This window comes from Spirulina sp. 06S082 (genome assembly GCF_034932145.1).
In the GTDB taxonomy this organism is placed as follows: Bacteria; Cyanobacteriota; Cyanobacteriia; order Cyanobacteriales; family Spirulinaceae; genus CCY15215.
The window spans coordinates 15,025-38,865 of sequence record NZ_JAYGHV010000387.1; the positions used below are offsets into that span (position 1 = coordinate 15,025).

General features: G+C 41.5%; 13 protein-coding genes. 7 read left to right on the forward strand and 6 right to left on the reverse strand.

Annotated elements, in window-relative coordinates:
* Window positions 1–25: 25 nt before the first annotated feature.
* The 5 genes from VB714_RS22490 to VB714_RS22510 all read left to right on the forward strand — a co-directional run bounded on the left by VB714_RS22490 (window position 26) and on the right by VB714_RS22510 (window position 9,939).
* Entirely contained in the window at window positions 26–2,251 is a 2,226-nt protein-coding gene (locus tag VB714_RS22490) for a tetratricopeptide repeat protein (protein WP_323226954.1), read from the forward strand.
* A 484-nt stretch (window positions 2,252–2,735) separates the two neighbouring features.
* Window positions 2,736–3,803, forward strand: coding sequence for a transposase (locus VB714_RS22495; protein ID WP_323226956.1), 1,068 nt, complete (start codon window positions 2,736–2,738; stop codon window positions 3,801–3,803).
* A 20-nt stretch (window positions 3,804–3,823) separates the two neighbouring features.
* The gene (locus VB714_RS22500; RefSeq protein WP_323226957.1) at window positions 3,824–6,145 is read left to right on the forward strand and encodes a PP2C family serine/threonine-protein phosphatase; all 2,322 of its coding nucleotides are present in this window, start codon (window positions 3,824–3,826) and stop codon (window positions 6,143–6,145) included.
* A gap of 55 nt (window positions 6,146–6,200) precedes the next feature.
* Complete coding sequence (miaB, locus tag VB714_RS22505) at window positions 6,201–7,556, forward strand: tRNA (N6-isopentenyl adenosine(37)-C2)-methylthiotransferase MiaB (protein ID WP_323226959.1); 1,356 nt, start codon at window positions 6,201–6,203, stop codon at window positions 7,554–7,556.
* 31 nt (window positions 7,557–7,587) lie between these two features.
* The gene (locus tag VB714_RS22510; protein ID WP_323226961.1) at window positions 7,588–9,939 is read left to right on the forward strand and encodes a hypothetical protein; all 2,352 of its coding nucleotides are present in this window, start codon (window positions 7,588–7,590) and stop codon (window positions 9,937–9,939) included.
* 25 nt (window positions 9,940–9,964) lie between these two features.
* On the opposite strand, the gene VB714_RS22515 is transcribed toward VB714_RS22510, so the two are convergent.
* Both VB714_RS22515 and VB714_RS22520 read right to left on the reverse strand, forming a co-directional pair.
* Window positions 9,965–11,509, reverse strand: coding sequence for a B12-binding domain-containing radical SAM protein (locus tag VB714_RS22515; RefSeq protein ID WP_323226962.1), 1,545 nt, complete (start codon window positions 11,507–11,509; stop codon window positions 9,965–9,967).
* A gap of 99 nt (window positions 11,510–11,608) precedes the next feature.
* The gene (locus VB714_RS22520) at window positions 11,609–13,132 is read right to left on the reverse strand and encodes a bifunctional glycosyltransferase/class I SAM-dependent methyltransferase (protein WP_323226964.1); all 1,524 of its coding nucleotides are present in this window, start codon (window positions 13,130–13,132) and stop codon (window positions 11,609–11,611) included.
* 85 nt (window positions 13,133–13,217) lie between these two features.
* Here VB714_RS22520 and VB714_RS22525 point away from each other — a divergent pair, with 85 nt between their 5' ends.
* Window positions 13,218–13,352: a hypothetical protein gene (locus VB714_RS22525; RefSeq protein ID WP_323226965.1), complete on the forward strand. Its 135-nt coding sequence runs from the start codon at window positions 13,218–13,220 to the stop codon at window positions 13,350–13,352.
* Between the two features lie 26 nt (window positions 13,353–13,378).
* Here VB714_RS22525 and VB714_RS22530 read toward each other — a convergent pair whose 3' ends face one another.
* The gene (locus VB714_RS22530; RefSeq protein ID WP_323226966.1) at window positions 13,379–14,017 is read right to left on the reverse strand and encodes a hypothetical protein; all 639 of its coding nucleotides are present in this window, start codon (window positions 14,015–14,017) and stop codon (window positions 13,379–13,381) included.
* Window positions 14,018–14,207: 190 nt separating this feature from the next.
* Between VB714_RS22530 and VB714_RS22535 the strand changes: the two genes are divergently transcribed.
* Window positions 14,208–18,809: a PAS domain S-box protein gene (locus VB714_RS22535; protein ID WP_323226967.1), complete on the forward strand. Its 4,602-nt coding sequence runs from the start codon at window positions 14,208–14,210 to the stop codon at window positions 18,807–18,809.
* Between the two features lie 119 nt (window positions 18,810–18,928).
* Here the strand turns inward: VB714_RS22535 and VB714_RS22540 are convergent, their stop codons facing one another.
* From VB714_RS22540 to VB714_RS22550, 3 genes are all read right to left on the reverse strand, one after another.
* Window positions 18,929–22,192 (reverse strand): EAL and GGDEF domain-containing protein, encoded by a 3,264-nt coding sequence (locus VB714_RS22540; RefSeq protein WP_323226968.1) that lies wholly within the window; start codon window positions 22,190–22,192, stop codon window positions 18,929–18,931.
* Window positions 22,193–22,550: 358 nt separating this feature from the next.
* Window positions 22,551–23,042, reverse strand: a complete 492-nt coding sequence (locus VB714_RS22545) for a GAF domain-containing protein (RefSeq protein WP_323226969.1) — start codon at window positions 23,040–23,042, stop codon at window positions 22,551–22,553.
* 114 nt (window positions 23,043–23,156) lie between these two features.
* Window positions 23,157–23,768, reverse strand: a complete 612-nt coding sequence (locus VB714_RS22550; RefSeq protein WP_416309767.1) for a VWA domain-containing protein — start codon at window positions 23,766–23,768, stop codon at window positions 23,157–23,159.
* Window positions 23,769–23,841 lie beyond the last annotated feature (73 nt).

Genomic DNA, 23,841 nt, shown 5'->3' on the forward strand with positions numbered 1-23,841 from the left:
TTTCCTTCAAGTTACTTTTTATTGTATGTCTCTTGAGGTTGATTGGGGTCAATGCGGTGAAAATGCTTACGAAGTGGGAGATTTTGCTCGAGCCGCCGAGTGTTACGAACAAGCACTTCTAGCAGAGCCAGAGGGAACGGTTTATTATTGGCAGTTGGGTCTGGTGTTATTACTGCAAGGCAAAGCAGATGAGGCACAGACGACTTGGTTGTTAAGGATGCTTGAGGGCAGTTCAGAGCAAGTTGAAAGCTGGACTGAAGAGTTGAAAGGAATTCTTCTCCAAGCTGCTCAGAAACAGGAACAACAAAAAAATAAGCAGTTGGTTTGGGAAATTCGCAACCAAATTCAGGAAGTTGATCCCGCCGATCTCGACAATGGTTTACGTCTCTTAGAACTGGCAATTCAACTCGGCAACTATAGCGGTGAAGAGATTCAAGCGTTTAATATTATTGAACTCCTACAACAAAAATCCCCAGCAGAAATTCAATTCAATCGACTCATATTTTTACTACAACAAATTTTAGGCGCGACTCCATTACATTCCTCATTTTTGGAATTAGCGGAGGCTATTTTAAATAGAGTTCAAAATAGTAACCAACAGCTTAACCTTTTCAATCTATTATTAGAATCTTCTATAAAAATTGGTTTTTTTCAACAACAGCCCAAAATTGCAGCAAAACTAGCAGAGTTTGCCTTGAGATTGTACCCCAAAGATCCGGAGGCAACGAATCATTTAGCAAGACTATATCAAGATTCTCAGCAGCATGAAAAGGGGATCGAAGTTGCTCGAGAGTATGTTTTGCTGGTTGAGTCTCTTGCAGATAAGATTTTTGCTAGTTCTACCCTTTTGAGAGCTTTAATGAATACTGGTGGGCATTGGCATGAAGCTCGCGATCTTTTCCAAAAGCACCAAGAATTAATCCGAGAGGCGATCGCGCAACGTCCTCAAGATTTAAGTCAGCTTCAGATTTTGCGCGTATTCAACAGTTATTTTTTTGCTCCCTACTTCCAAGATTTACCCAGAGAAAATCGCACTATTCAAAATAAAATTATAGAAGTTTGTCAAGAAAACACCCATGTTCAATATGAAGAATTAATTAAAAAACTTTACCAAGATCGTCAAAAACACCAACAAGATCGAGAGGGGAAACTATCTAAGCGCTTGAAAATAGGTTATCTATCTGCCTGTTTGAAAGAACATTCTGTCGGGTGGTTAGCAAGGTGGTTAATTCAGCACCACGATCGCGAAAATTTTGCCATCTATGAATATTTAATTGGCGATCCGGATTTTAGTACTCCTCTGGAAGAATGGTATATTGCTCAAGCTGATGGATTTTACAAATCTAGTTCCAGTGAGGAAATTGCCAACAAAATCTCTGAGGACAAAATTGATATATTAATAGATTTAGATAGTATTACAGTCGATATTACTTTTGCGATCGCATCTCTCAAACCGGCTCCTATTCAAATAACTTGGTTGGGATGGGATGCGTCGGGACTTTCTACAATTGATTATTTTATTGCCGATCCTTACGTTTTACCCGACTATGCTCAAGAGTATTATCAAGAAAAAATCTGGCGTTTACCCCAGACTTACATTGCTGTTGATGGATTTGAAGTCGGTGTACCAACCTTAAGACGCGATGATTTAGATATTGAGGAAGATGCTGTCATCTACTACAGCACTCAAACAGGATATAAACGCCATTTAGAAACAATACGCTTACAACTGAAAATCATTAAGGAAGTCCCAAAAAGTTATTTTTGTATCAAAGGAACTTTGGATAAGGAAGCTATGCAAAATATGTTTTTGTCTCTCGCAGAAGCAGAAGGAATTGCTGGCGATCGCTTGCGTTTTTTGGATGTTGATAAGACAGAATCTATTCATCGTGCTAATTTAAGCATAATGGATATAGTTTTAGATACTTATCCCTATAATGGTGCAACAACAACATTAGAAACCCTTTGGATGGGTGTTCCTTTAGTCACGAGAGTTGGCGAACAATTTTCAGCACGCAATAGTTATTCTATGATGATGAACGCTGGAATTACAGAAGGAATTGCTTGGAGTGATGAAGAGTATATTGAGTGGGGAATACGTTTAGGAAAAGATGCAACATTGCGACAGAATATAGCTTGGAAATTACGGCAATCTCGCCAGACATCTCCTCTTTGGAATGGCAAAAAATTTACTCGTGAAATGGAAAAATCTTATCAGAAAATGTGGCAAAAATATTTAGAGAAGTATTAAAAATAACCCGAGTTTCTAGTTACAAATAGGATACGTTTCGATCCCCCTAAATCCCCCTTAAAAAGGGGGACTTTGGGATTCTCCCCCCTTATCAAGGGGGGCTGGGGGGATCGAATCAATAACTAGCAAGTTGAGTTAAAAATATTATGAGATACACTTAAAATAGGGCGAGACTCGTTCCTCCATCTTAAACCCCGCCTTGGTAAGCTGCTGCTTAATTTCTTCTTGCCATGTTAAACCTTTTATCGGTCTGTAGGATAGACTAGGAAGCGAACAAACTGGGAAAATACTGGGTCACAAGATTTGCACTGACGACGGTTGCGCGAAACCTAAAAATAAAGAGTGAGAGTTAGCCCTTGATTTTAATCAAGGGTCGTCGAACGCGACGGGTTTTAACCCATCGTTATTATTATTTTCCCTTCTGATTCTCAATATATTTTTTAACGTATAATTATGCTATCCTATCTACTGGAGGTGATACAAGATGTATGGATGCCAACAACACTTAATCAAAGATTCCCCAGAGGTCATGGGATTTCTTGAATACATTTGTTCAGAAGCCAATAAGCTAACCAACTGTGGTATCTACTATTGCCGTCAAATGCTATTCAAGGCCGGAAAATTTCTAACAAGAGGAGAACTGGATAAAGAATTAAAAAGTAACATTCACTTTAAAGCAATGCGGTCGGCTTGCGCTCAACAGACATTGCATAGCGTGATTGAATCTTTTGATTCCTATAAAGAGTTATTGAAGCTGTACAAGGAGGAAAAATTACACTTTCACCCCAAACCACCAAATTATAGAAAGAAAGGAGGAATGGCGGTTGTAAGCTATCCCTCTCGATGGGTAAAATTGGTTGATAATCACTTAAAATTCACTCTAGGAAATCAGGTCAAAGCTTGGTTTGGAATTGACCATTTTCTTTTACATAAGCCCTCGAATTTAGAGTTTGAGACAATCAAAGAGTATCGAATCCTTCCTAGAAATGGATGTTTTTACATCGAGTTTGTCTACAAACAACCTGAAGTCAAACCCATTAAAGCCAATAACAACGTTTTGGGAATTGACCCCGGATTAAATAATTGGATAACGGTCGTATCTAATACAGGAAAGTCATTCATTATTGACGGGAAAAAGAACAATCAAAAGTTTGTGCAAATTCCCACTGCCAAGCTCAAAGAGAGACTTGCTCAACTTTGTCAGCAGTACGGAATTAACTTTATCGAGACAGAAGAGAGTTATACCTCGAAAGCATCGTTTCTGGATGATGATTTTCTACCAAAATACGGTGAAAAACCCGAGAGGTGGAAGGCATCAGGGAAGCGAATCAAAAGAGGCTTATATTGCTCTTCTAATGGCAGTTTAATTAATGCTGATTGTAACGGTTCAGCTAATATAATCAGAAAAGTAAGCGCACAGTTAGGTTTCGATCTAACCAAGGCGTGTAGGGCAGTTTTGACTCTGCCAAATCGATATTTTCTGGATTCTCTATCTCAAAAATATCGAAAGCGTTATGAGTGCGGTTTCAACCCGCTCGTAACATCCGCTTAGAATCCACGCGGTTTTAACCCGTGGGGAAGTCAAGGGAGACACCATTCCCCAGTTTGGAAATATCAGCGCGTAATATCATGGCCAATTCTGCGGTTATTCTTCATTGTTCTCAATCGGATTGTCAAACCGCCAATCCCGATCGCCATCAGTTTTGTTCTGCTTGTAATACGCCCCTCATTCGGCACTATTTATGGACGATCGGCGCAGAACCCGAAAGCGATAAATTGGGGGAACTCATCGGCGATCGCTACCATCTCGTGCAACCGCGCATTGTCCTCGACACAAAACCCGCCCTTCTCCCCGAGTTTCCGGAGGAACCTCCCAAGGAAATTTTGTCGTATTTAAGGTTATTTTCTCAACGTCTCCACATTCCCCAAATTTACGGGCGACTCCTCCCCGAAGATACTGCTTCACCTGCAACCTGGTTGTTAGAATACGGAACGCCCCTCGATCGCCAGCAATGCGAAAACGGGCAGGTTTTAACCCCTTTACAAGACCTCTGGCGACAGTCTACTGCTCTGCGTCAGTTAAACTGGTTGTGGCAAATGGCTAAGTTATGGCAACCTCTACAAGAAGAAGGCGTTGCATCTAGTTTACTGTCCCCTTCCCTCTTGAGAACGCGAGATTCTGTACTCAAACTGTTAGAACTACGACAAGATTTAGAACCCGTCACCTTGCCTCAATTGGCACAATTATGGCTATCCTGGGTAACAGACGCATCTCCCCTCATTCGCAAGTTTCTGCAAGAATTATGCGATCGCACCATTGCCCAAGAAATTACCGAATCTTCCCGCCTTCTCACCCTTCTCGATTATGCGATCGCCCAATGTGGAAAATCTCGCCAGTGTCGCTATCAGATTGTCGCCCGCACGGACACGGGAAAGGCGCGATCGCATAATGAGGATGATTGTTACCCTCCCGATAAGCAAGAATTTGACTCGAATAAAGGAGAGTGGCCGCTTGCGATTGTCTGCGATGGAATTGGCGGACATGATGGAGGCGAAGTTGCTTCTCACTTGGCAATAAAAGAGATTAGTCGGCAATTAAGTTCTCTTTTTGCTGTTCGCGATAAGCCCCTCAGACCGACGGCGATCGCGCAATTTCTCGAAAATACCGTTCTCAATGCCAACGATATCATCGGCGATCGTAACAACAAAGAGCGCCGTCAAGATAAACGCCGCATGGGGACGACGGTGGTAATGGCTGCGGCACGCAACCAGCAAATGTTTTTGACTCATGTTGGAGATTCCCGCATTTATTGGCTCACTCGCAATAGTTGCCATCAAGTCACGGTAGATGATGACATTGCCTCGCGGGAGGTGCGCTTAGGCTATGCTTTGTATCGAGATGCACTCACTTTTCCCAGTAGCGGCGCTTTAATTCAAGCGTTAGGGATGAATGCTTCTTCTCGTTTATATCCTACCCTCGATCGCGTTGTTCTGGATGAGAATTGTTTATTTTTACTTTGTTCTGATGGTTTAAGCGATCGCGATCGCGTCGAACAATATTGGCGATCGGAAATTGTGCCGATTTTAACCGGAGAAAAAGATATCGCGACGGTTTGCGATCGCCTAATCGACCTTGCCAATGAAAAAAATGGTCACGATAATGTTACCGTTGCCCTCATTCATTGTCAGATTACTCCCAGTGCGACCAAAGGCGGAAATATCATTAATTTTCCCCTGCATAAAGAGAAAATTCAGAAGAATCTCTCCTCAGTTGTTCCTGAGCAGAGTACCATTAAAGTCGAAGAAAAGAAACAGAAAAATTCCCCCCATCTTCTTCTCTGGTCGATCTTAATTTTTTCAGCATTATTAGGAGGTTTAGGTGTTTTATCTTATTCCTTATTTCCAGAAGTTCGCTATCAAACTAATCGACTGTTAGGCAATACGACAGTAACAACAAATTCAACGCCGAATCCAACTTCTCCTGATGTTTCCATCCCTTCTCCTGGGGCAAATAGTCTCAATTGGCAGCGCTTAAATATTGGAGATGGAGTTATAGTAGAAGAAGCGATCGCACTGCCAACTTCTCCCATAAATTCGACAGAAAAAACCCTAGATTTTGTACAAGTTTTACCCGATACAGTTCTCAAAATTGTTAGTAAAAAAGAAGGGGAAGAGGGAGAAATTTGGTTAAAAATGCAGACTTGTCTCCCTAAAGGCGATCGCGCTAACAGTGGCGATCGCGCAGTTCAACTTCCCGCACCTCCCGAGGCATCAGAGAAACCCCAAGAAACAGAAAAAACAGCAATGCAAACCGGATGGCTGCGAGTTGATATTGCTCCAGAATTAGCAGGGAAATCCATTAATTCTTCAGATTTACCCCGCCCTTGTCGTTGAAAAAAATATGCAAAAATGCTACACTGAAAAGGTTTTTCTAAAACACTCAAAAACCATGGCCGCATCCCGCAAGTATCACATTACCACCTTTGGCTGTCAGATGAACAAAGCCGACTCCGAACGCATGGCCGGAGTTTTCGAGGAGATGGGACTACAATGGTGCGAAGACCCCAACGGTGCTGATGTAATTCTCTACAATACTTGCACGATTCGGGATAATGCAGAACAGAAAGTTTATTCTTATTTAGGCAAACAAGCAAAACGCAAGCACGAACAGCCAGATTTAACCCTAATTGTAGCTGGGTGCGTGGCACAACAGGAAGGGGAACAACTGCTGCGACGGGTGCCAGAATTGGATTTAGTTATGGGACCTCAACACGCAAACCGTTTGGGGGATTTATTGGAGCAAGTTTTTGCCGGCAATCAAGTGGTTGCTACCGAACCGATTCACATTGTCGAAGATATCACGAAACCCCGCAGAAATAGTAATGTTACAGCTTTGGTAAATGTTATCTATGGTTGCAATGAGCGTTGCACCTATTGCGTCGTCCCCAATGTGCGCGGGGTGGAACAGTCTCGCACCCCCGAGGCGATCCGTACAGAGATGGAAGAGTTAGGACGACAAGGATACAAAGAAATCACGCTATTGGGGCAGAATATCGACGCTTACGGACGCGATTTGCCAGGCAGTACCCCAACAGGTCGTAATCAGCATACCCTCACGGATTTGCTCTATTTCGTCCATGACGTACCGGGGATCGATCGCCTTCGTTTTGCCACCAGTCACCCCCGCTATTTTACCGAACGTTTGATTCGTGCTTGTTACGAGTTACCGAAGGTGTGCGAGCATTTTCACATTCCCTTTCAATCGGGGGATAATGCCTTGCTGAAGGCGATGGCACGGGGATATACTCACGAAAAGTATCGCCGCATCATTGCTAAAATTCGGGACTATATGCCGGATGCGTCCATTAGTGCCGATGCGATCGTGGGATTTCCTGGAGAGACGGAGGAACAGTTTGAAAATACATTGAAATTGGTGGAGGATATCGGTTTCGACCAGTTAAATACGGCAGCTTATTCTCCTCGTCCCGGTACTCCTGCTGCTTTATGGGAGAATCAAGTCTCGGAAGCAGAGAAGCGCGATCGCCTACAACGATTGAATCGTTTGGTGGAGGTGAAAGCAGTAGAAAGAACTCAACGCTATGCTGGACGCATTGAGGAGGTTTTAGTGGAAGATCGCAACCTCAAACACCCTTCTCAAGTGATGGGACGCACCCGAGGCAATCGTTTGACGTTTTTTGAAGGGAATATTGAGGAATTGAAAGGCGCGATCGTGCGTGTAAAAATCACAGAAATTAGGGCATTTAGTTTAACTGGGAAACTTATGGACGTTCCCGCATTGGTCTGATACGAAGCAATACATTTTGAAAAACATCATCATGTTAAAATTTAGAATTGATTATACATTTCTTGGATTAAACGTAATTCTTATTTGTTTGAATATAGTCTATTGGCTTTCTTCAACTATTCCCCTACATGACGGTCTTCTTACATTACAATCATTTCATGTTTTTTATAGAGATTTTTTGTTGCATGGAGAGCTACCAGCATGGCTACCCTATAATTTTTATGGTTTACCCAGCGACTACTATTTACTAACATTCCTCTCTCCATTTCAGTATTTTGCTTTCTTTTTAGGTAAAGTATTTCACATTAAAAATACGTATTATCTCTTTTTATTTTCTGTTTACCTCGAACAACTTCAACTCCTGACAGGGTCTTATTTGTTATCGAAAAAAGTGTTGCATCAGAAAATTTCAATTATATTTATGTGTGCTGGAATTCTTTTGAGTTCTTTTTTGTATATACAACCTTTCTTTAATTTTAAACTATTTAGTTTTTTCCCTTTAGTATTTTTTCTGATTTTAAAATTTTTAGACAATTTTAATTTTTTGTACCTTGGTCTGACGGGAGTAATCCTAATTTTATCTCTATTCGGCAATGCTGCCTTTTTAGCACCTATTTTGATTTATATACCCCTTCTTTTTTTATTAATTGTTTTATTAAAAGGGAACTACCTAAAACTCAATATAGCATTTTTAAAAAAACGATTAAAAGGATTATTAAAGCCTTGGTTTGTTTTATTTTGTGTTATCCTACTTCTTCTTGCTTTATGCTATTTATTTATTGCTTCGGAAGCTCTTAACTTCAGTGTATTGACAGCCGTAGGTCGAGATCCTAGCACTAGGAAAGTTCCACTCAGCGAGTTTTTAACCTATGGAGGAAGCACTTCTATACTCAGGTATTTAGAGTTTATATGGGGCATAGGCTTCTCAGAAGCAGTAATTTATGTAGGGTTGATCCCCATCGTATTTTTGATATACTCAGTTCTTTTTGTCAGAAATACAATATTTTATAGTTCTTTAATATGTTTACTTGCAATACTAGCTGTTGGCTTAGGCCGTCAAGGTCTCATAGCCCCAATAATTTATCATCTTCCACTTTTGAGCTATTATCGCCATATTGGACTTCTTGTACCCGTAGCAAAAATATTCCTTTTACTCTGTGCATCATTAGGAATCGATCATTTCTTCGAGAGTTTGTCAACTAAAAAAAGAAAAAAGAACCAAAAAACCCTTATAACTTGTTCTATCATTATTGTCTTCCTATCTTCGCTCTACTTTTTATTTGAGGATAATCCATTTTTTTTAAACTTTCCATCTCATGCGCTAAATCCCTACTTTTTGAACGGATTTGCAATAGCTTTGCTGCTGTTATTTCTTGTTGTTAATGTGTATTTTTTTCATAGAAGTAGCAGAAAGATAAAGTCAATTTTAATTTATAGTTTCTTAATACTTTATTTGCTCGATATATTTTCTTGGCATTTATCATATCTAATTTTCAGTGATAGTTATTCACCTGACAGTGTAAAATCTTTTGTTGTTGAAAATTATGACCTCCAAATGAAAAGATTTGAAACTATAAATCAATTAAAAAATAGTCGTTCGTTATCAGTATTTCGCGATATTGCAGCGAGTAAACCCGAATTTGCACGTTATGGAATTATATATACTTTTGCTGATGCTGACCCCTGCATTCCTATATATCGACAAGATTTTTGGACTACATTTGTTGATGATTTTATGAAACTAAGACTTTCTTTTCAAGAAAAACAAACAGGAAAGTTACCTGAAAATCGCCAAGGTCATTATGGCACACTTTTTCCAACTTATGATGATTCTTTGTTTTACAACACTATTGGATGTACTGCCTCTAAAATTAGGTTTGGTATTCCTTCTGAAAACTTGAGACAAGAGTTTAATAATGATGATGTCACCACAATTTTACAAAAATTAGACAATCCCAATGCCATTATTGTTAATGAATATGGTAACAACAAACCAAGAGAATTTTTAGAGGATATTAATTCTATTAACGATCTACAAAATGATTTGCTTAACGTTAAGATTGTTGATTTTTCCTTGAATTCATTAGAACTCGATATTGAGCTAAAAAAAGAGCCTACAACACCTCTATGGCTTATATACGCTGATGCCTTTCATCCCAGTTGGCAGGCTTTTGTAAATGAAAAACCTGCCAATATTTTTATGGCAAATTATGCTTTTAAAGGCATAAAACTGACGAATTTAAAAATGGGTGTCAATCATGTTTCTTTCCATTTTAAACATCTTAGGAAAGTGCGAGTTTTTCTTACCATTGTCCTTTTCTTAGTTTCCTGCTGTTTGATTATGTTGACATTTCTAAATATTTTCACATTTGAACGTTCCTAAAGGCTAACTATTGAGATGTAATCCCTCAAAAAGCCGTATCTTCCTGTACTTTTTCCTGGTACATCTTAGGAAAGTTGCGTCGAACATAGTCCTGTAAACATTTATCTAGTCGAGAGTCTTCATGCTTAGAAATCAAATTAGATAACAGGTGCACAAATCGCCAAGGGCGAAGAATATATTGAGTACCAAAGAATATTAAGTGTGCTAGAATGCGAAGAAGGTGGAGTTCCTTGGTCGAGATATTCTTGCACCAAGAAACCGTTCGAGTCGGATCGACTAAAGAGTGTAAACTTAAAAAATAATCATCAGAAATTTCAGGAATTTTATTCTCTTCCCTAAGTTCTTGGAACAATTCTGAACCTGGATAGGGGGTAAAATTAGTAATTGATACATCATACACACCACCCCAAGCTATTTTGACTAAAAACCAGACGGTTTGCCAAACGTCGTAACGGGTTTCGTTGGGAAAGCCAATAACAATGTTAAATTTAGTAATCAAGCCGCTTTCAATGGCTGCCTTCATAGAATTTAACATTCGGTCAATTCTGACCCCTTTTTTGATTTCTTTCAATGTTTTACTCGAACCCGTTTCAGGAGCAAAGGTTAAATTGTAACACCCCGTTTCGTAGAGGAGTTGACAGACTTCTTTGTCAATTGCTTCTGTGCGAGTTCCACTGGGTAATTGCCAAGTAAAATGAAGATTGCGTTCCTTAATGAGTTGGCAGAATTTAACAACCCATTTTTTTTGCACGATGGCCGTGAGGTCATAGAAGTCTACATTAGTAACATTGTATTTTTTGAGATATAGTTCGATTTCATCTAAAACTAATTCGGGTTGACGTGGAATCCATTTCGTTGTCCACATAGTAGGATTGGAACAAAAGGTACAGCGATGAGGGCAACCTCTTGTCGCAATCATTGGCATACTGCGTCCCCGGTTAATGCCAGAACTCAGATTATTGTTTAAATAAGTTTCCAGAGGCACGAGATGCCAAGCAGGGAGTGGAATGTCATCAATTGCTTTTATTCTTCCCCTTGGAGGAGTTCGCAAAATTTGTCCATCCTGTCTTAGGACCAAACCGTTCACTTCTTTCATGGTGGATGGATTTGCCAAGCGATCGACAACTTCTACTAAGGTTTCTTCTCCTTCTCCTAAGACACAATATTCTACAGCCGAACAGTTTTCTAGAACAAATTCGGGCAGGGCAGTAATATGCTCTCCTCCCGTCAGTATGGGAACTTGCGAAAATCTCTCTTTTAAGGACTCAATCAGTTGTCGAATGTAAGGCCAATCCTGAGAAAACATACAACTGACTCCGATTAAATCGGTATGGGGGGGAACTCGTTCTACAATTTCGTCCTTTAACAGACCTGTTGCCACTATTTCATTATCAAATAGAGATGTTCTTTGGAACGGGGCTTCGCCAAGTGCATCTACTATAGTCACCAAATGCCCGGCTTCGATTAAACTGGACGCAAGATAAGCAAGTCCAATGGGGGGGGTCAAGGAACCAGTACCAGAATGACGAGATATTAAAGCAGGAGGACGAACTAAGGTTATATGAGACATGGGAGAGCGATCTGGGAATCGGTTTTTAGGAAATCTTGATCTCATTATCCCATCATGTTGTCAAAATTAATGTTAAGAAAAAATTATTTTTTATTTGCTTCAATGATCGTGTTTAGGAAGAGCAACCATGATACATTGATATCCCAATAATTCAGGCATGAATTTAGTTAATACAGCTAATAGTCGATTCATTATAACCATTAAAGGGTTATTAGCTGATAGACCTAGTACAAGTTCAATAGGCATTACACTCATCATTTCTTTAACGACTTTGTATCCATTATTTTCTAAAAGATGACGAACAGTGTGGCGTGTATAGAAACGATAATGAGTTTTATCTAAAATGCCTCGTTCGGTATAGTTCCAACGCCCTATTAATAGAAATAAGCGAATTGTAATATTCGCAATGTTAGGAACTGAAACTAAAAGTTGACCATGTTTATCCAAGACTGAGTGACAATCTCTGAGTAAAATTTCTGGAAATCGAAGATGCTCTAGAATATCTAAAAGTAAAACTTTATCAAATTTCTCCCCTTTTAATTGAAGTACTGCATCTTCTAATCCATTTTCAAGATCTGCTTGAATAAACCTCTGAAATTTATTTTTAATATCGGGATCGTTAATTAAATCTATTCCTGTAACCTTATTATTGTTTTGAGAAATTAGAGAAGCGAAAAATCCTTCACCGCAGCCAATGTCTAATATATTAGAGTTGCTTCCTACAAGTTTTACAAAAAAATCATGACTTGAATATTTACTTTTTTTGATTGGATAGTGAATATAGTATTCTTTATACTCTGGATATTTTTTAATGGAATGGATAGTTTTTTTGTATCGTCTTACAGATTGAAAGACATCTTTAGCATACTTTAATCCATTAACGTAGCAAATTTCATTTCCATAGTAGGTAGGAATTGGCACTTCTTTAATAGAGAATTTTTGATGATGAAGTTTGATGATGATTTCAGTATCAAAATGAAAATCATTGGTCATGGCAGACATATCAATTTGCGCGAGTGCTTTAAGATTATAGGCACGATAACCGCTATGGAATTCAGTTAAATTCATACCTAATGACCAGTTTTCAAAAGTTGTTAATATTTTATTGCCAATAAATTTGTATAAAGGCATTCCTCCCTTAATTGCTCCCCCATAATTAGGCATCATTCTTGACCCAAAGACAGCATCAGCTTCACCTGTAACAATGGGATGATAAAGATGAGATAAAATTTCTGGCGCATATTGACCATCACCATGTAAAAGCACAACAACATCAAATCCTCGATCGATTAGATATTGATAGCCTAATTTTTGGTTTCCCCCGTAGCCTAAATTTTTCGGATTTTTAAAAACCTTTAAATGTTTTATTTTCATAGTAGTTTTATAATCATTAGCCAGTTCATAAGTATTATCTTGACTTGCATCATCAAAAACAACGACTTCTTTCACATTGTTCCAAACATTTTGAGGGATTCGCTTAAACACTTTTGCTAGGGTGTCTACTGCATTATAAGCAACAATCAAAATACCTATTTTTTTTCCTTGATTATCAGCTTGATTATTGGCAGGTATATTGAGAATAGATTGACGTTTTCTCTTATTTTTTCTCACTTGCAAAGTCATTAGTTTTGGGTGTATCTCGGTTTTACAAAAATACCTAAATTGTGGTAGAAGAAGAGTAAAATAAACTGAAAAGAGGATAAAATAGATGAACTTGAGTCCAGAAGAAAAAGAAAAGCTAGAAGAACCCGCGAAAGCGATCGCTAAGACTATACACCAAAATATGTCATCTGACAAACTAAAATCTGGTATCAAACAAATTATTTATTTACAATCATCCTAACCTGCACTGACGTTAATTCAGTATGTTTACAAAACTGAGATGCACCCAGACAATGACTCTATTTGATAGAAGAATTGTATAACATTTTTTCGCAGGAGATTTTCTTTGGGCAGGGCTTCGAGTTCCTTGACTGCTTGCTTTTGGACATTTCCCCGTCCCAATAGTCGCAACCACAAGGTTTCTGTTGTTTTGGGAAGTTGGTGAATCACTATAATTGCCGTGTTCCAACTTGCACTCAGATAGTAGATTCCTTGTTCATCTTCTTTTGAGGAAGGGACAGCCGAGAAACTTTTCAGAAAATTGGTAGAAGCGGTAGGAGTGAGTATCCACAATTTTGGGATTTCGCGATCGCCTACTGGGATTTTAGTGCGATTTTCCTCTCGTTCTAATTCTGCCAGCAGGACGAATAGTTTCATCATACAAGTGCGAACATCACTCTGGGCGATCGGATTGCGGAATGGTTCAAAAAGGGCAGGAGTTGTGGTTAATCGTCCGAGTAAACCTAGATTTTTTCGGTGTTCGGTTTTGGTAGAAGAAGGAGTAAATAAAAGGTCGATTTGACGACCTTCTGAATGAATTTCTTTGCTAGTTTCGACAATACCGAGGGGAGATAGGAGTTCGCTGAGGTATGGTTTGGCAAATTGGTCGTGGATGAAACGAGTCACAGGTTAATGAACAATTATTCAATATCAACAGCATAACAGAGGCAGCGCGATCGCGAAGTTGTCGAGTTATATCGTCAGCGTTGGGGCATTGAGGATGCTTTAGAGGCTTTGCTAAAAAAAAGAAATGGGAGAACCTCGATCTTTCTTTGTAAAATGTGAAGGAGACGGAAAATTGCCAATGTAATTCAGAATGCCATTCAGACCCTTGCTTGCTCGATGGTTAAAAATAGCCCCAAAACTTTCTCTCTACTGGATTCTTAGTGTTCCTTTTGCGCTACAGATAGCGATCGCCGTTGGGTTAACAGGCTTTTTATCTTTACAGCACAGTGAGAGAGTCGTGGATAAGCTGGCCGAAAATCTGATGGAGGAAGCCGGCGATCGCGTTCGCGAAAACCTACAGTATTATCTTAATGCTCCCCACCTCCTACAACAAATTTATCGCTCAAACTTGCGAAGCGGACAGTTAAACCTCAAGGATTTAGCAAGATTAGAACGGTATTTTTGGTATCAACTGCAAGAAAGCGACAATATTGAGAGTTTGTCTTTTGCCAACGAACAAGGGGAATATATCAGCATTGAGCGCGATCCGGCTCAAGCCACTTTATCCGAACGCACCTTCCTCACAACCCTGCGGACTTCAGAAACTGCTTCTCAGTTACACAGCTATCTCGCCATTCAGCCAGGAGATCGCTCAGAACTCCTAAATATCCCCGAATTCGATCCCCAGACCCTACCTTGGTATGAAGCCGCCAAACAAGCCAAAACAAGTACCTGGAGTTATCCTGTCCCCTCCCCAGAACAGCCCCATTTAACCCTCAAGGCAACCCTGCCCATTTATAATGAAACTGGATTTTATGGCGCGATCGCCACGGAAATTTCTCTACATCCCCTCAATGAACTGCTGCGAAATCTCAACTTAGGTCAAACCGGTAAAGCCTACATTATCGATCGCGATGGTCAGATTATCGCCACCTCAACCCCAGAATTACCCGTCACTGGAAAAAAACACCTTAACCTGCAAAATAGCCGCGATCGCGCCCTACAAGTCATTGCCAAGGAACTCCTACCTCGCTGGAAAAATATCGAGAACCCCGAAAACTTAACATTAACCTTTGACGGAGAAAAACAATATCTGCGAGTTGTTCTCTTTCAGGATGAGAGCAAACTAGAATGGCTGGTTGTTACCATTGTTCCCCATAGCGAATTTAGAGGAGCAATTCAGGAGAGTCGGCGCGGCATTATCCTCATTTGTATTGTCGCCCTCGGAGTGTCTATTCTCTTAGGTATCGCAACGACAATTTGGATTCTGCGTTCCTTATCTCCCTTGCGAGTTGCCAGTCGCACCCTAGCCCGAGGGGAATTCAACAAGGCGATCGCCCCCACCTCTGGCATGGGAATTCGTGAATTAGATACATTTCAGCACAGTTTTGCAGCCATGTTGGAGCAAGTCCAAACCTCTTTTCAGCAACTGGAGGAAAGCAACGAAAATCTACAAACCCGCGTTGAAGTCAGCCAAGATACATTACGACTGTTAAAACGTGCCGTAGAAGCCTCCAGTAATGGCATCGTCATTAGTGATGCCCGAGGGCGAGGGAGCGATTTTCCCATCATCTATACTAACCCTGCCTTTGAAAGCATTACTGGCTACCGAGAGATTGAGGTACTGGGGCAGAATTTCTTATCTTTTCAAGGGAGAGAGTCAGAACAACCTGAACTGGAAACCTTAAAAATTGCTTTGGAAAAGCAGGAAACCTGCCGAGTGATTCTGCGAAATAGTCGTAAAGATGGCACTTTATATTGGAATGATATCGCCGTCGCCCCCGTGCGCGATCGCGATGGGCAAGTTACGCATTTTGTCGGCATTCAATCGGATATTAGCGAACGTCAAGAAACCCTCGAAAACCTTCAGCACCAAATCGATCGCATTTTACTGTTCAAACGCATTACTGAAGACATTCGTGCCAGCTTAGAACTTGAGGAAATTTTCACCACTGCAGCCGAACAAATCGGCCAATTTCTCCGCGTTACGCGCTGTCAGATTATGACCTATAAACAGGGAACAGGGAATAGGGAACAGGCAACAGGAGGGAATAGGGAACAGGAAATTATATCCCAAGAGACTCTTCCTCTCGTTGCTGAATATGTTCTTCCGGGTTACACTTCCCATGCTCCTTTTGAAATTCCCGTGGCGGGAAATATCCACGCCCAAACGATGTTAAGTCAGGATGCGGCGGTTATTTCTGCTGATGTCTATGCCGATCCCCTCCTCAAAGACATGGAGCCATTGTGCCGTCAGATGGAACTCAAATCAATGGTTGCCATACGAACCTCCTATCATGGGGAAGCTAATGGCTCCATCGCCGTACATCAATGCGATCGCCTGCGTCAATGGACAGAGGATGAGATTGAATTATTGGAGTCTTTAGCCGCAACAGTAGGGATCGCGATCGCCCAAGCGACTTTCCTCAAACAGGAGAAACAACAGCGTTTAGAACTCGATCGGCAAAACCGCCAACTACAGCAAGAAATCCACGAACGTCAGCAAATGGAAGAAGATCTGCGCGCTTCTCGAGAACGCTTGGCATTTTTGGTGGAACAAACCCCCATTGCTATTATTGAATGGAAACCCGATGGCGAAGTTGTTGCTTGGAATTCAGCCGCCGAAATGATTTTTGGTTATAGTAAAGCCGAAATTTTAGGACAATACGGTTTTGATTTACTCGTTCCCCCAGAAGTTAGCGAGTCCGTTGAGCAAATTGTTGCCGATATTCTGCAACAGCAAGGGGGCACCTGTAGCATCTATGAAAATCGTACTAAGGACGATCGCGCGATCGTTTGTGAATGGCACAATACCAAATTAGTAGATGGTCGCGGTAATATTGTCGGTTTAGCTTCAATGGTGGTAGATATCACTGCCCGCAAACAAGCAGAACAAGCCCTGAAAGAACGAGAAGCACGCTTTCGCGCTATTTTTGAGAATTCTGGCATCGGTATTGGTTTGACCCGCCTGGATAGGGTCATTCTCGATGGCAATTCTGCCTTACAAAAGCTCCTCGGTTATTCAACAACGCAATTGCAACAATTACAACCCTTTGACTATATTCACCCTGACGATATTGATAGCGATCGCGCGGAATGGGAGGAACTTGTTGCAGGGATGCGAGATAATTATCAGGTAGAAAAACGCTATATTCGCCAAGATGGAAAAACAATTTGGGTGCGCGTCACTCCCTGCGCCATCGGACAAAACGGACAAGTAGAATATACATTCTGCATGATTGAAGACATTGACGAACGCAAAGAAGCTGAATTGGTTCTCCAAAAATCTAAAGAAGCGGCGGAAACTGCCAGCTATGCTAAAAGTCAGTTTCTGGCTAATATGAGCCACGAACTTCGCACCCCTCTCAATGCGATTATTGGCTTTACTCAGGTTATGGAACGCGATCGCGCCCTTTCCTCAGAACAGCAGGAGTATTTGGGGATTATTCACCGCAGTGGGGAACATCTTCTCGAACTCATTGACGAGATTCTCGACTTGGCTAAAATCGAAGCAGGTCGTATTAGTCTGAATGAAGAAAGTTTTGCGCTTTATGCTCTCCTCGATACTATTGAAGAGATGTTACATCTCAAAGCAGAAGCCAAGAAATTGCAGTTGATTTTCAATCGCGCTGATAATATGCCCCAATATCTCATTGGCGATCGGGGCAAACTTCGCCAGGTTCTCATCAATCTTCTCAGTAATGCCATTAAGTTTACCCATCAAGGTAGCATCACCCTGCGAGTTAGTCAGGGAACAGAGATTCCTCTTCTTGGTCAGGAGGAAATTGAGCGGGATAAAAAGCCTCAGACAACGATTACTTTTGAAGTCGAGGATACGGGGGATGGCATCGATGGGTCAGAATTTGACAGCCTTTTTGCGGCTTTTGAACAAACGCAAACAGGTAAACAAGCACAAACTGGGACGGGGTTAGGACTACCTATTAGCCGCAAGTTCGTGCAAATGATGGGAGGAGATATTGCTGTGAAAAGTACAGTGGGTCAAGGTTCAACCTTTTATTTTACACTGCCGTTCCAAATCACAGACATTGTGGAAACCGTTCCTCGCCAACAGCAAGCGAAGGTGTTAGGGTTGGCTTCTTCTCGCACCTATCGCATTCTCGTGGTTGACGATCGCCCTGAAAATCGACAATTAATGCTTAAACTCTTACAAACCGTTGGCTTTGAGGCACAAGATGCAGCCAATGGTCAGGAGGCGATCGCGGTTTGGGAGTCTTGGAGTCCCCATTTAATTTGGATGGATATGCGAATGCCGGTGATGGATGGTTATGAGGCGACAAGGCGCATTAAAGCAACGGTTAAAGGTCAGGCTACCGTCATTATTGCGCTGACGGCCAGTGCTTTTGAGGAACAACGCGCGATCGTCCTTTCCGCAGGATGCGATGATTTTGTTCGCAAACCTTTTCAGGAGCATATTATTTTTGAGAAAATGGAACAGTATTTAGGTGTAGAGTATGTTTACGAGGAACAGATTCCTGAAGAAGTTACACCGCAAACAAGTGAGTCTTTATTATATTCTAATCCTATAATGCTTGCCAGTAGTAGACCTCGGGAATGGTTAGATGCGTTAGAAAAAGCAGGAATTGAAGCCAATGGTAAAGCGATCGCGCAACTGTGCGAACAATTACCCAAATCTCATCAAGATTTACAGCGTGCTTTGATCGATTGGGTGAATAATTTTCGCTTTGATAAAATTACAGATTTAACAGAAACAATTCGCAAAAATGAGCAATAATTCTTAATAATTAAATTAACGATTTTTTAATGCTTTTGGAGTATTAATGTTAGTGATTACAGGAATTATCATTTGGTTTCAAACTCGGCCGCGTCAATAATTCCTGTTTCCTAAGATTTCTAAATTGCCAGTTGTGCATTGAAAGAACCATAACCCGAGGCAATAAATAAACTCGGGGAAGCGATCGCAATTTCGGCTTCTTCGGGAATTAATGGCATTGCAAACAAGTAACCCTGTCCCTCTTCACATCCTAAACGATGTAATTGCTCCAACTGTTCTGGGGTTTCGATTCCTTCGGCGATCGCATTCATGCCCAATTGATGCGCTAGAGTAATAATCGTTTCCACAATCTTTAAATTATCACTCCTTTCGCACATTCGCTGCACAAAAGAGCGATCGATTTTTAAAGTATTGACGGGAAAACGCTGTAGGTAACTCAAAGAAGAATAGCCCGTGCCAAAATCATCAATACTTAATTGAATCGCCCGCATTCGTACTTGAGATAAACGAATCACGATCGCATCAACATCTTCCATTAACATACTTTCTGTTAGTTCCAACTTTAAACAGTTCCCTTTCAATCCTGTTTCCGCCAAAATGCGATCGATTTTAGCTAAAAATTCCGGATCTTTAAGTTGTTGTCCGGAAAGATTGACACTCATAATCAACTTGTTACCGATCGGAAATTGAGTTTGCCATTCTACCTTTTGACGACAGGCTTCTCGTAGCACCCATTCCCCGATCGCCACAATTAACCCAGTTTCTTCAGCGATGGGAATAAACTCATCGGGGGAAATCCAACCGTTTTGGGGATGCAACCAACGAATTAAGTCTTCAAATCCTTGTAATTGCCCCGATCGCAAATTTACGATCGGTTGGTAAAAGACGCGAAATTCTTCCTCTAATAAAGCGCGGCGCAAATCCTGCTCAACTTGTAAGCGTTGCAAGGCGATATCGTGTAGAGTTTGATTAAAGATTTCATATCGCGCCCGTCCTTTGGCCTTCGCTTGATACATGGCCAAATCGGCATTGCGTAAGAGTTCTTCAGGATGCGCGTATTGGGGAGAGGAAAAGGCAATACCAATACTAGCCGTTGTAAATACTTCATGGCCGTCTAATTGAAAAGGAGATTGTAAAGCCGTGCCAATTTCTTCAGCCAAGGAAGTAGCCTGTCGCCAACTGCGAATATCATCCAGTAAAATCGTAAATTCATCTCCTCCGAAGCGAGCAACAATATCTGTTGGACTAATCAAAGTTTTCAGGAGATTGGCGATCGCAATGAGTAATTTATCCCCCAGTAAATGTCCCAAACTATCATTAACAATTTTGGAGCGATCCAAGTCCAAAAATAGAACGGCGAACTGATAATTAGGGTTCTGGCGAGCGAATTTGAGGGCGCTTTCAAGACGTTCTCCAAATAAGACGCGGTTGGGCAGATCCGTCAGGGCATCATAAAAAGCTCGATGACGCAGTTGTTTTTCAACTTGCTTGCGATCGGTAATGTCCTGCAAGGAAACCATATAAACTTGTTCGCCTTCCCACTCAAGGGACGATAATCTCATTTCTACGGTACTGGTTTGACCGTTAGCTTGCAGGAGGTCGAGTTCGGCAATGCGTTCGTCTACGGCCATGGGAATGCCGAATTCACAATCGATGAGATTCTCTGCTTTGCGGTTAAAGAGGGTTAAGGCGGCTGGGTTGGCAAAGCGGACGATGCCTTGGCGATCGACCAAGAGAATGCCGTAGGATGTATTGCGAATGATGGTATGCAGCCGTGCTTCTCCCTGACGCAGTGCCTTTTCTGCTTGTTTGCGATCGGTAATGTCGATCGCCAATCCTTCGATGATTGTTTCTCCTTTTTGCTTGCGTCTACCCAAAGAGCGATCGTATAACCAATGCCAGTTTCCCCTTATATCGCGAATGCGGTATTCGATTTCAAAGTCTTGCCCTTGGAGACAATTGGCCATAGCCCGATCGACTTTGGCTCGATCCTTGGGGTGGATAGAGTCTTGCCATAGGTGAGGATTGGTGTCGAGGTGGTAGAGAGAATAACCCAACATCGATTCGATACTGGGGGAATAATAAATCCGACCTTGGTTCTCGGAGAACCCATAGATTAAGTCGGGAGAATTTTCAACCAGCCGCTTGTATTTAGCTTCGCTCAGTTTTAAGGCTTGTTCCGCAGCAATGCGATCGCTGATATCTCGGGCGATCGCATAAATAGATTGCCCTTGAGGCAAGGGAACCGCAGTCCATTCTAACCAATGATATTGCCCGTTTTTACCTCGATAGCGATTTTTGAAGTCGCGCAGAGATTCTCCAGCTACAACTTTTTCATAGACGTTTTGGGTAATTTCTCGGTCTTCGGGATGAATAAATGCCTGAAAAGGTTGCGCCATCAATTCTGAGAGAGAATAGCCGAGAACTTTCTCCCAAGAAGGACTCAAACGTTTAAAGTTGCCGGAAAAGTCGGTGAGGCAAAGCAGATCGGGAGAGAAGGTAAAAAATAGCTCTCGTTCTCGTTCGACTTCTTTGCTTTCGCTAATATCAAATATTGTCCCGATAAGTCGCAAAAGCTGCCCTCTCGAATTTAAAATGGGTTGAATTTTCAGAAAAATATGCCGCGTTTCTCCACTAGGCCGCCGGATTTTTAACTCTATTTCTCCGGATTGACCGAGGGCAATAGTGCGATCGCGCAATCGATGAAAACGCTTTCGGTCTTCAGGATCGAGGAGGGCGAGAAATTGAGCGTAGGTGGGGGGAGGTTGCTGGGGATCGAGTCCGCAAATCTGAAAAGTTTCTGGAGACCAAATAATAGTTTTGGCGATCGCGTCAAATTCCCAACTGCCTGAAGGGGTAACATTTTGAGCCTCTAATAAACGAGTGCGTTCTCGCAACAATTGTTCCTCAGATGCTCGGCTGCGTTGGAGTTCTCGTCGCAATTGTTGATTTTCGGCTTCGAGACGAGTAACAGGATCTCGACAGGGTGGGGAAGATAAAATGATCTGTTTTTCTCGTTCTAACCAATCGAGAATCATTTCCAAGACAGAGGGTGTTTTATGAGGTGCGCTTATTTCTTCCCAATCACAAGGGATATTTTGCACTGCCGATCGCAAGCAGAGTAAAGGTATGGTATTGGTGAGATCGGAGTATTGCCAATACTGGCATTTTTGACAGGCCAAATTGCCCCCGACAGGTTGACCGCATAAAATATAGTCTGGGCGATCGCGACACTCCTCGAGGTGAAAATAGGTTTCTGTGGAGACTCGCTGAACGGTATAGCCCTGTTCTTCCAGTTGGTTTTCTAAGTCGGGAAATGATTCTGGGGTGTTCTCAACTAGCCAAATTTTTGTTTTGGGGGTTTTACTGCGATCGCGGTTCATGTTTCTTATCCTGAAATAGCTTTGCCCGATGGCACGGATATCTTTAACCGTAAAAGTGAATTGTAAAAGTGAACTATTGCGAACTCATCTAAAATCCAGCGATCTCGAAAACTTTGATTTCAAGATTATCCACCTTACTCAATTACCCCGATTTATCAGAGAATAAGTTGGATGTCTTAAATTCTCTAGATACTGAACTCGTACTCACCGAATTAAATTGAATGATTTTGTTTCTCTGGATTTCACCAGCTTATGTAACCAGTTATACCACAAACGCCGCATTTTTCCGAATTTTATTAATTATTTCAATTTTTATTTAAGTTATAATTATAAAATCCAAAGAAAAATTATCGAGCAACTATTTTTCGCAAATGGTGGGGAAAAGAGCAAGTTTATTGGCAGCAATTTGCATCGCGTCTATATCCTCTGTTAACCAAGTATGAGCCTTAGTACAATCGTGAGCAATGAGTAATCCCCAAAGACGAGAAGTTAAAATAGGGACGACAAGATTCGCACAAATCTGCAAACTGCGGAGAAATTCTTGGTGGCAGGGATGCAAAGGTTCGGTTTCAATATCCGCGATCGCGCGGATGCGCCCTTGTTGGTAGAGAAGGGCATATTCATCATTAAAGCATTCGTCGGCTCCCGTACTACCAAAAATGGAGAATTCTGGTGCTTTTAAGGATTCAAAAGTAACTTGACCTTGCCATTGTCGATAAAAGTAGTAAAGGAGGACGCGATCGCAGTTCAAACGGTAGCGCAGTTGCGTGACAGTTTCTTGTAGGAGTCGATCTTGTTGCAGCTTGCGGGATAGTTGCGCGGTCAGTTTTCGTAGTCCAGGATCGGGCATGGGTATGGGTTTGAGCGATCGTTTTTGTTTGTAATTATCTTGTAAAGAAGCCTCTGGTTAAAACCAAAGGCATATCAACTCAAAATTAAACAAAATGTGAATAACTTTTTATTTTTATTCCAAAACTGCTTTGAGGAGAACATCAGTTAAGCTAATTTCCGCCTTATCGATATCTTCAATAGTCACAGTATTGACAATATCAAACTTAGCACCCGCCGCGTGAAGGCGATCGTCAAGAGCAACAAGAAATTCCGTTGCTAACTTATCGCGACCGATTTGAATGAGAGAAATGCCTAATTCCTCATCGCGATCGATCTTACGAGAGGCTTCAATAATCAAGCGCATCACCGACTTGCGATCGTCTGGCGTTCCATCGGTGACAATCACAATTGTTTCCCCATTGGGTTTCGCTTCTCCCGCTTCCTTGCGCTGGAAATAATTATCGAGGGCATCATAGAGAACTGAAGCAAGGTCGGTTTTGCCCATGGGGTCGTGTTCTGCGAAAACTTGGGAAACCTTATCGGGGGTAACATTATCGTAGCGTTTGAATCTCCCTGAAAAGAGATAAACCGTAATACCATCGGGGTCGAATTTGTCGCATTCTTTCGCGAGGGCAAGGGTAGACTCTTGGATGGCAACCCAACGACTCTTGCCACCAGGCTGATCTTGAGTGGACATACTGCCACTCTTGTCGATGATTACAGTATAGTCGCGCTCTTCAACAATTGAGTTACTCACGGCTCGATCGCTCTCCTGAACTATAGGTTTACTTTTACTCTAGCGTATAAGAGGGTGTGGG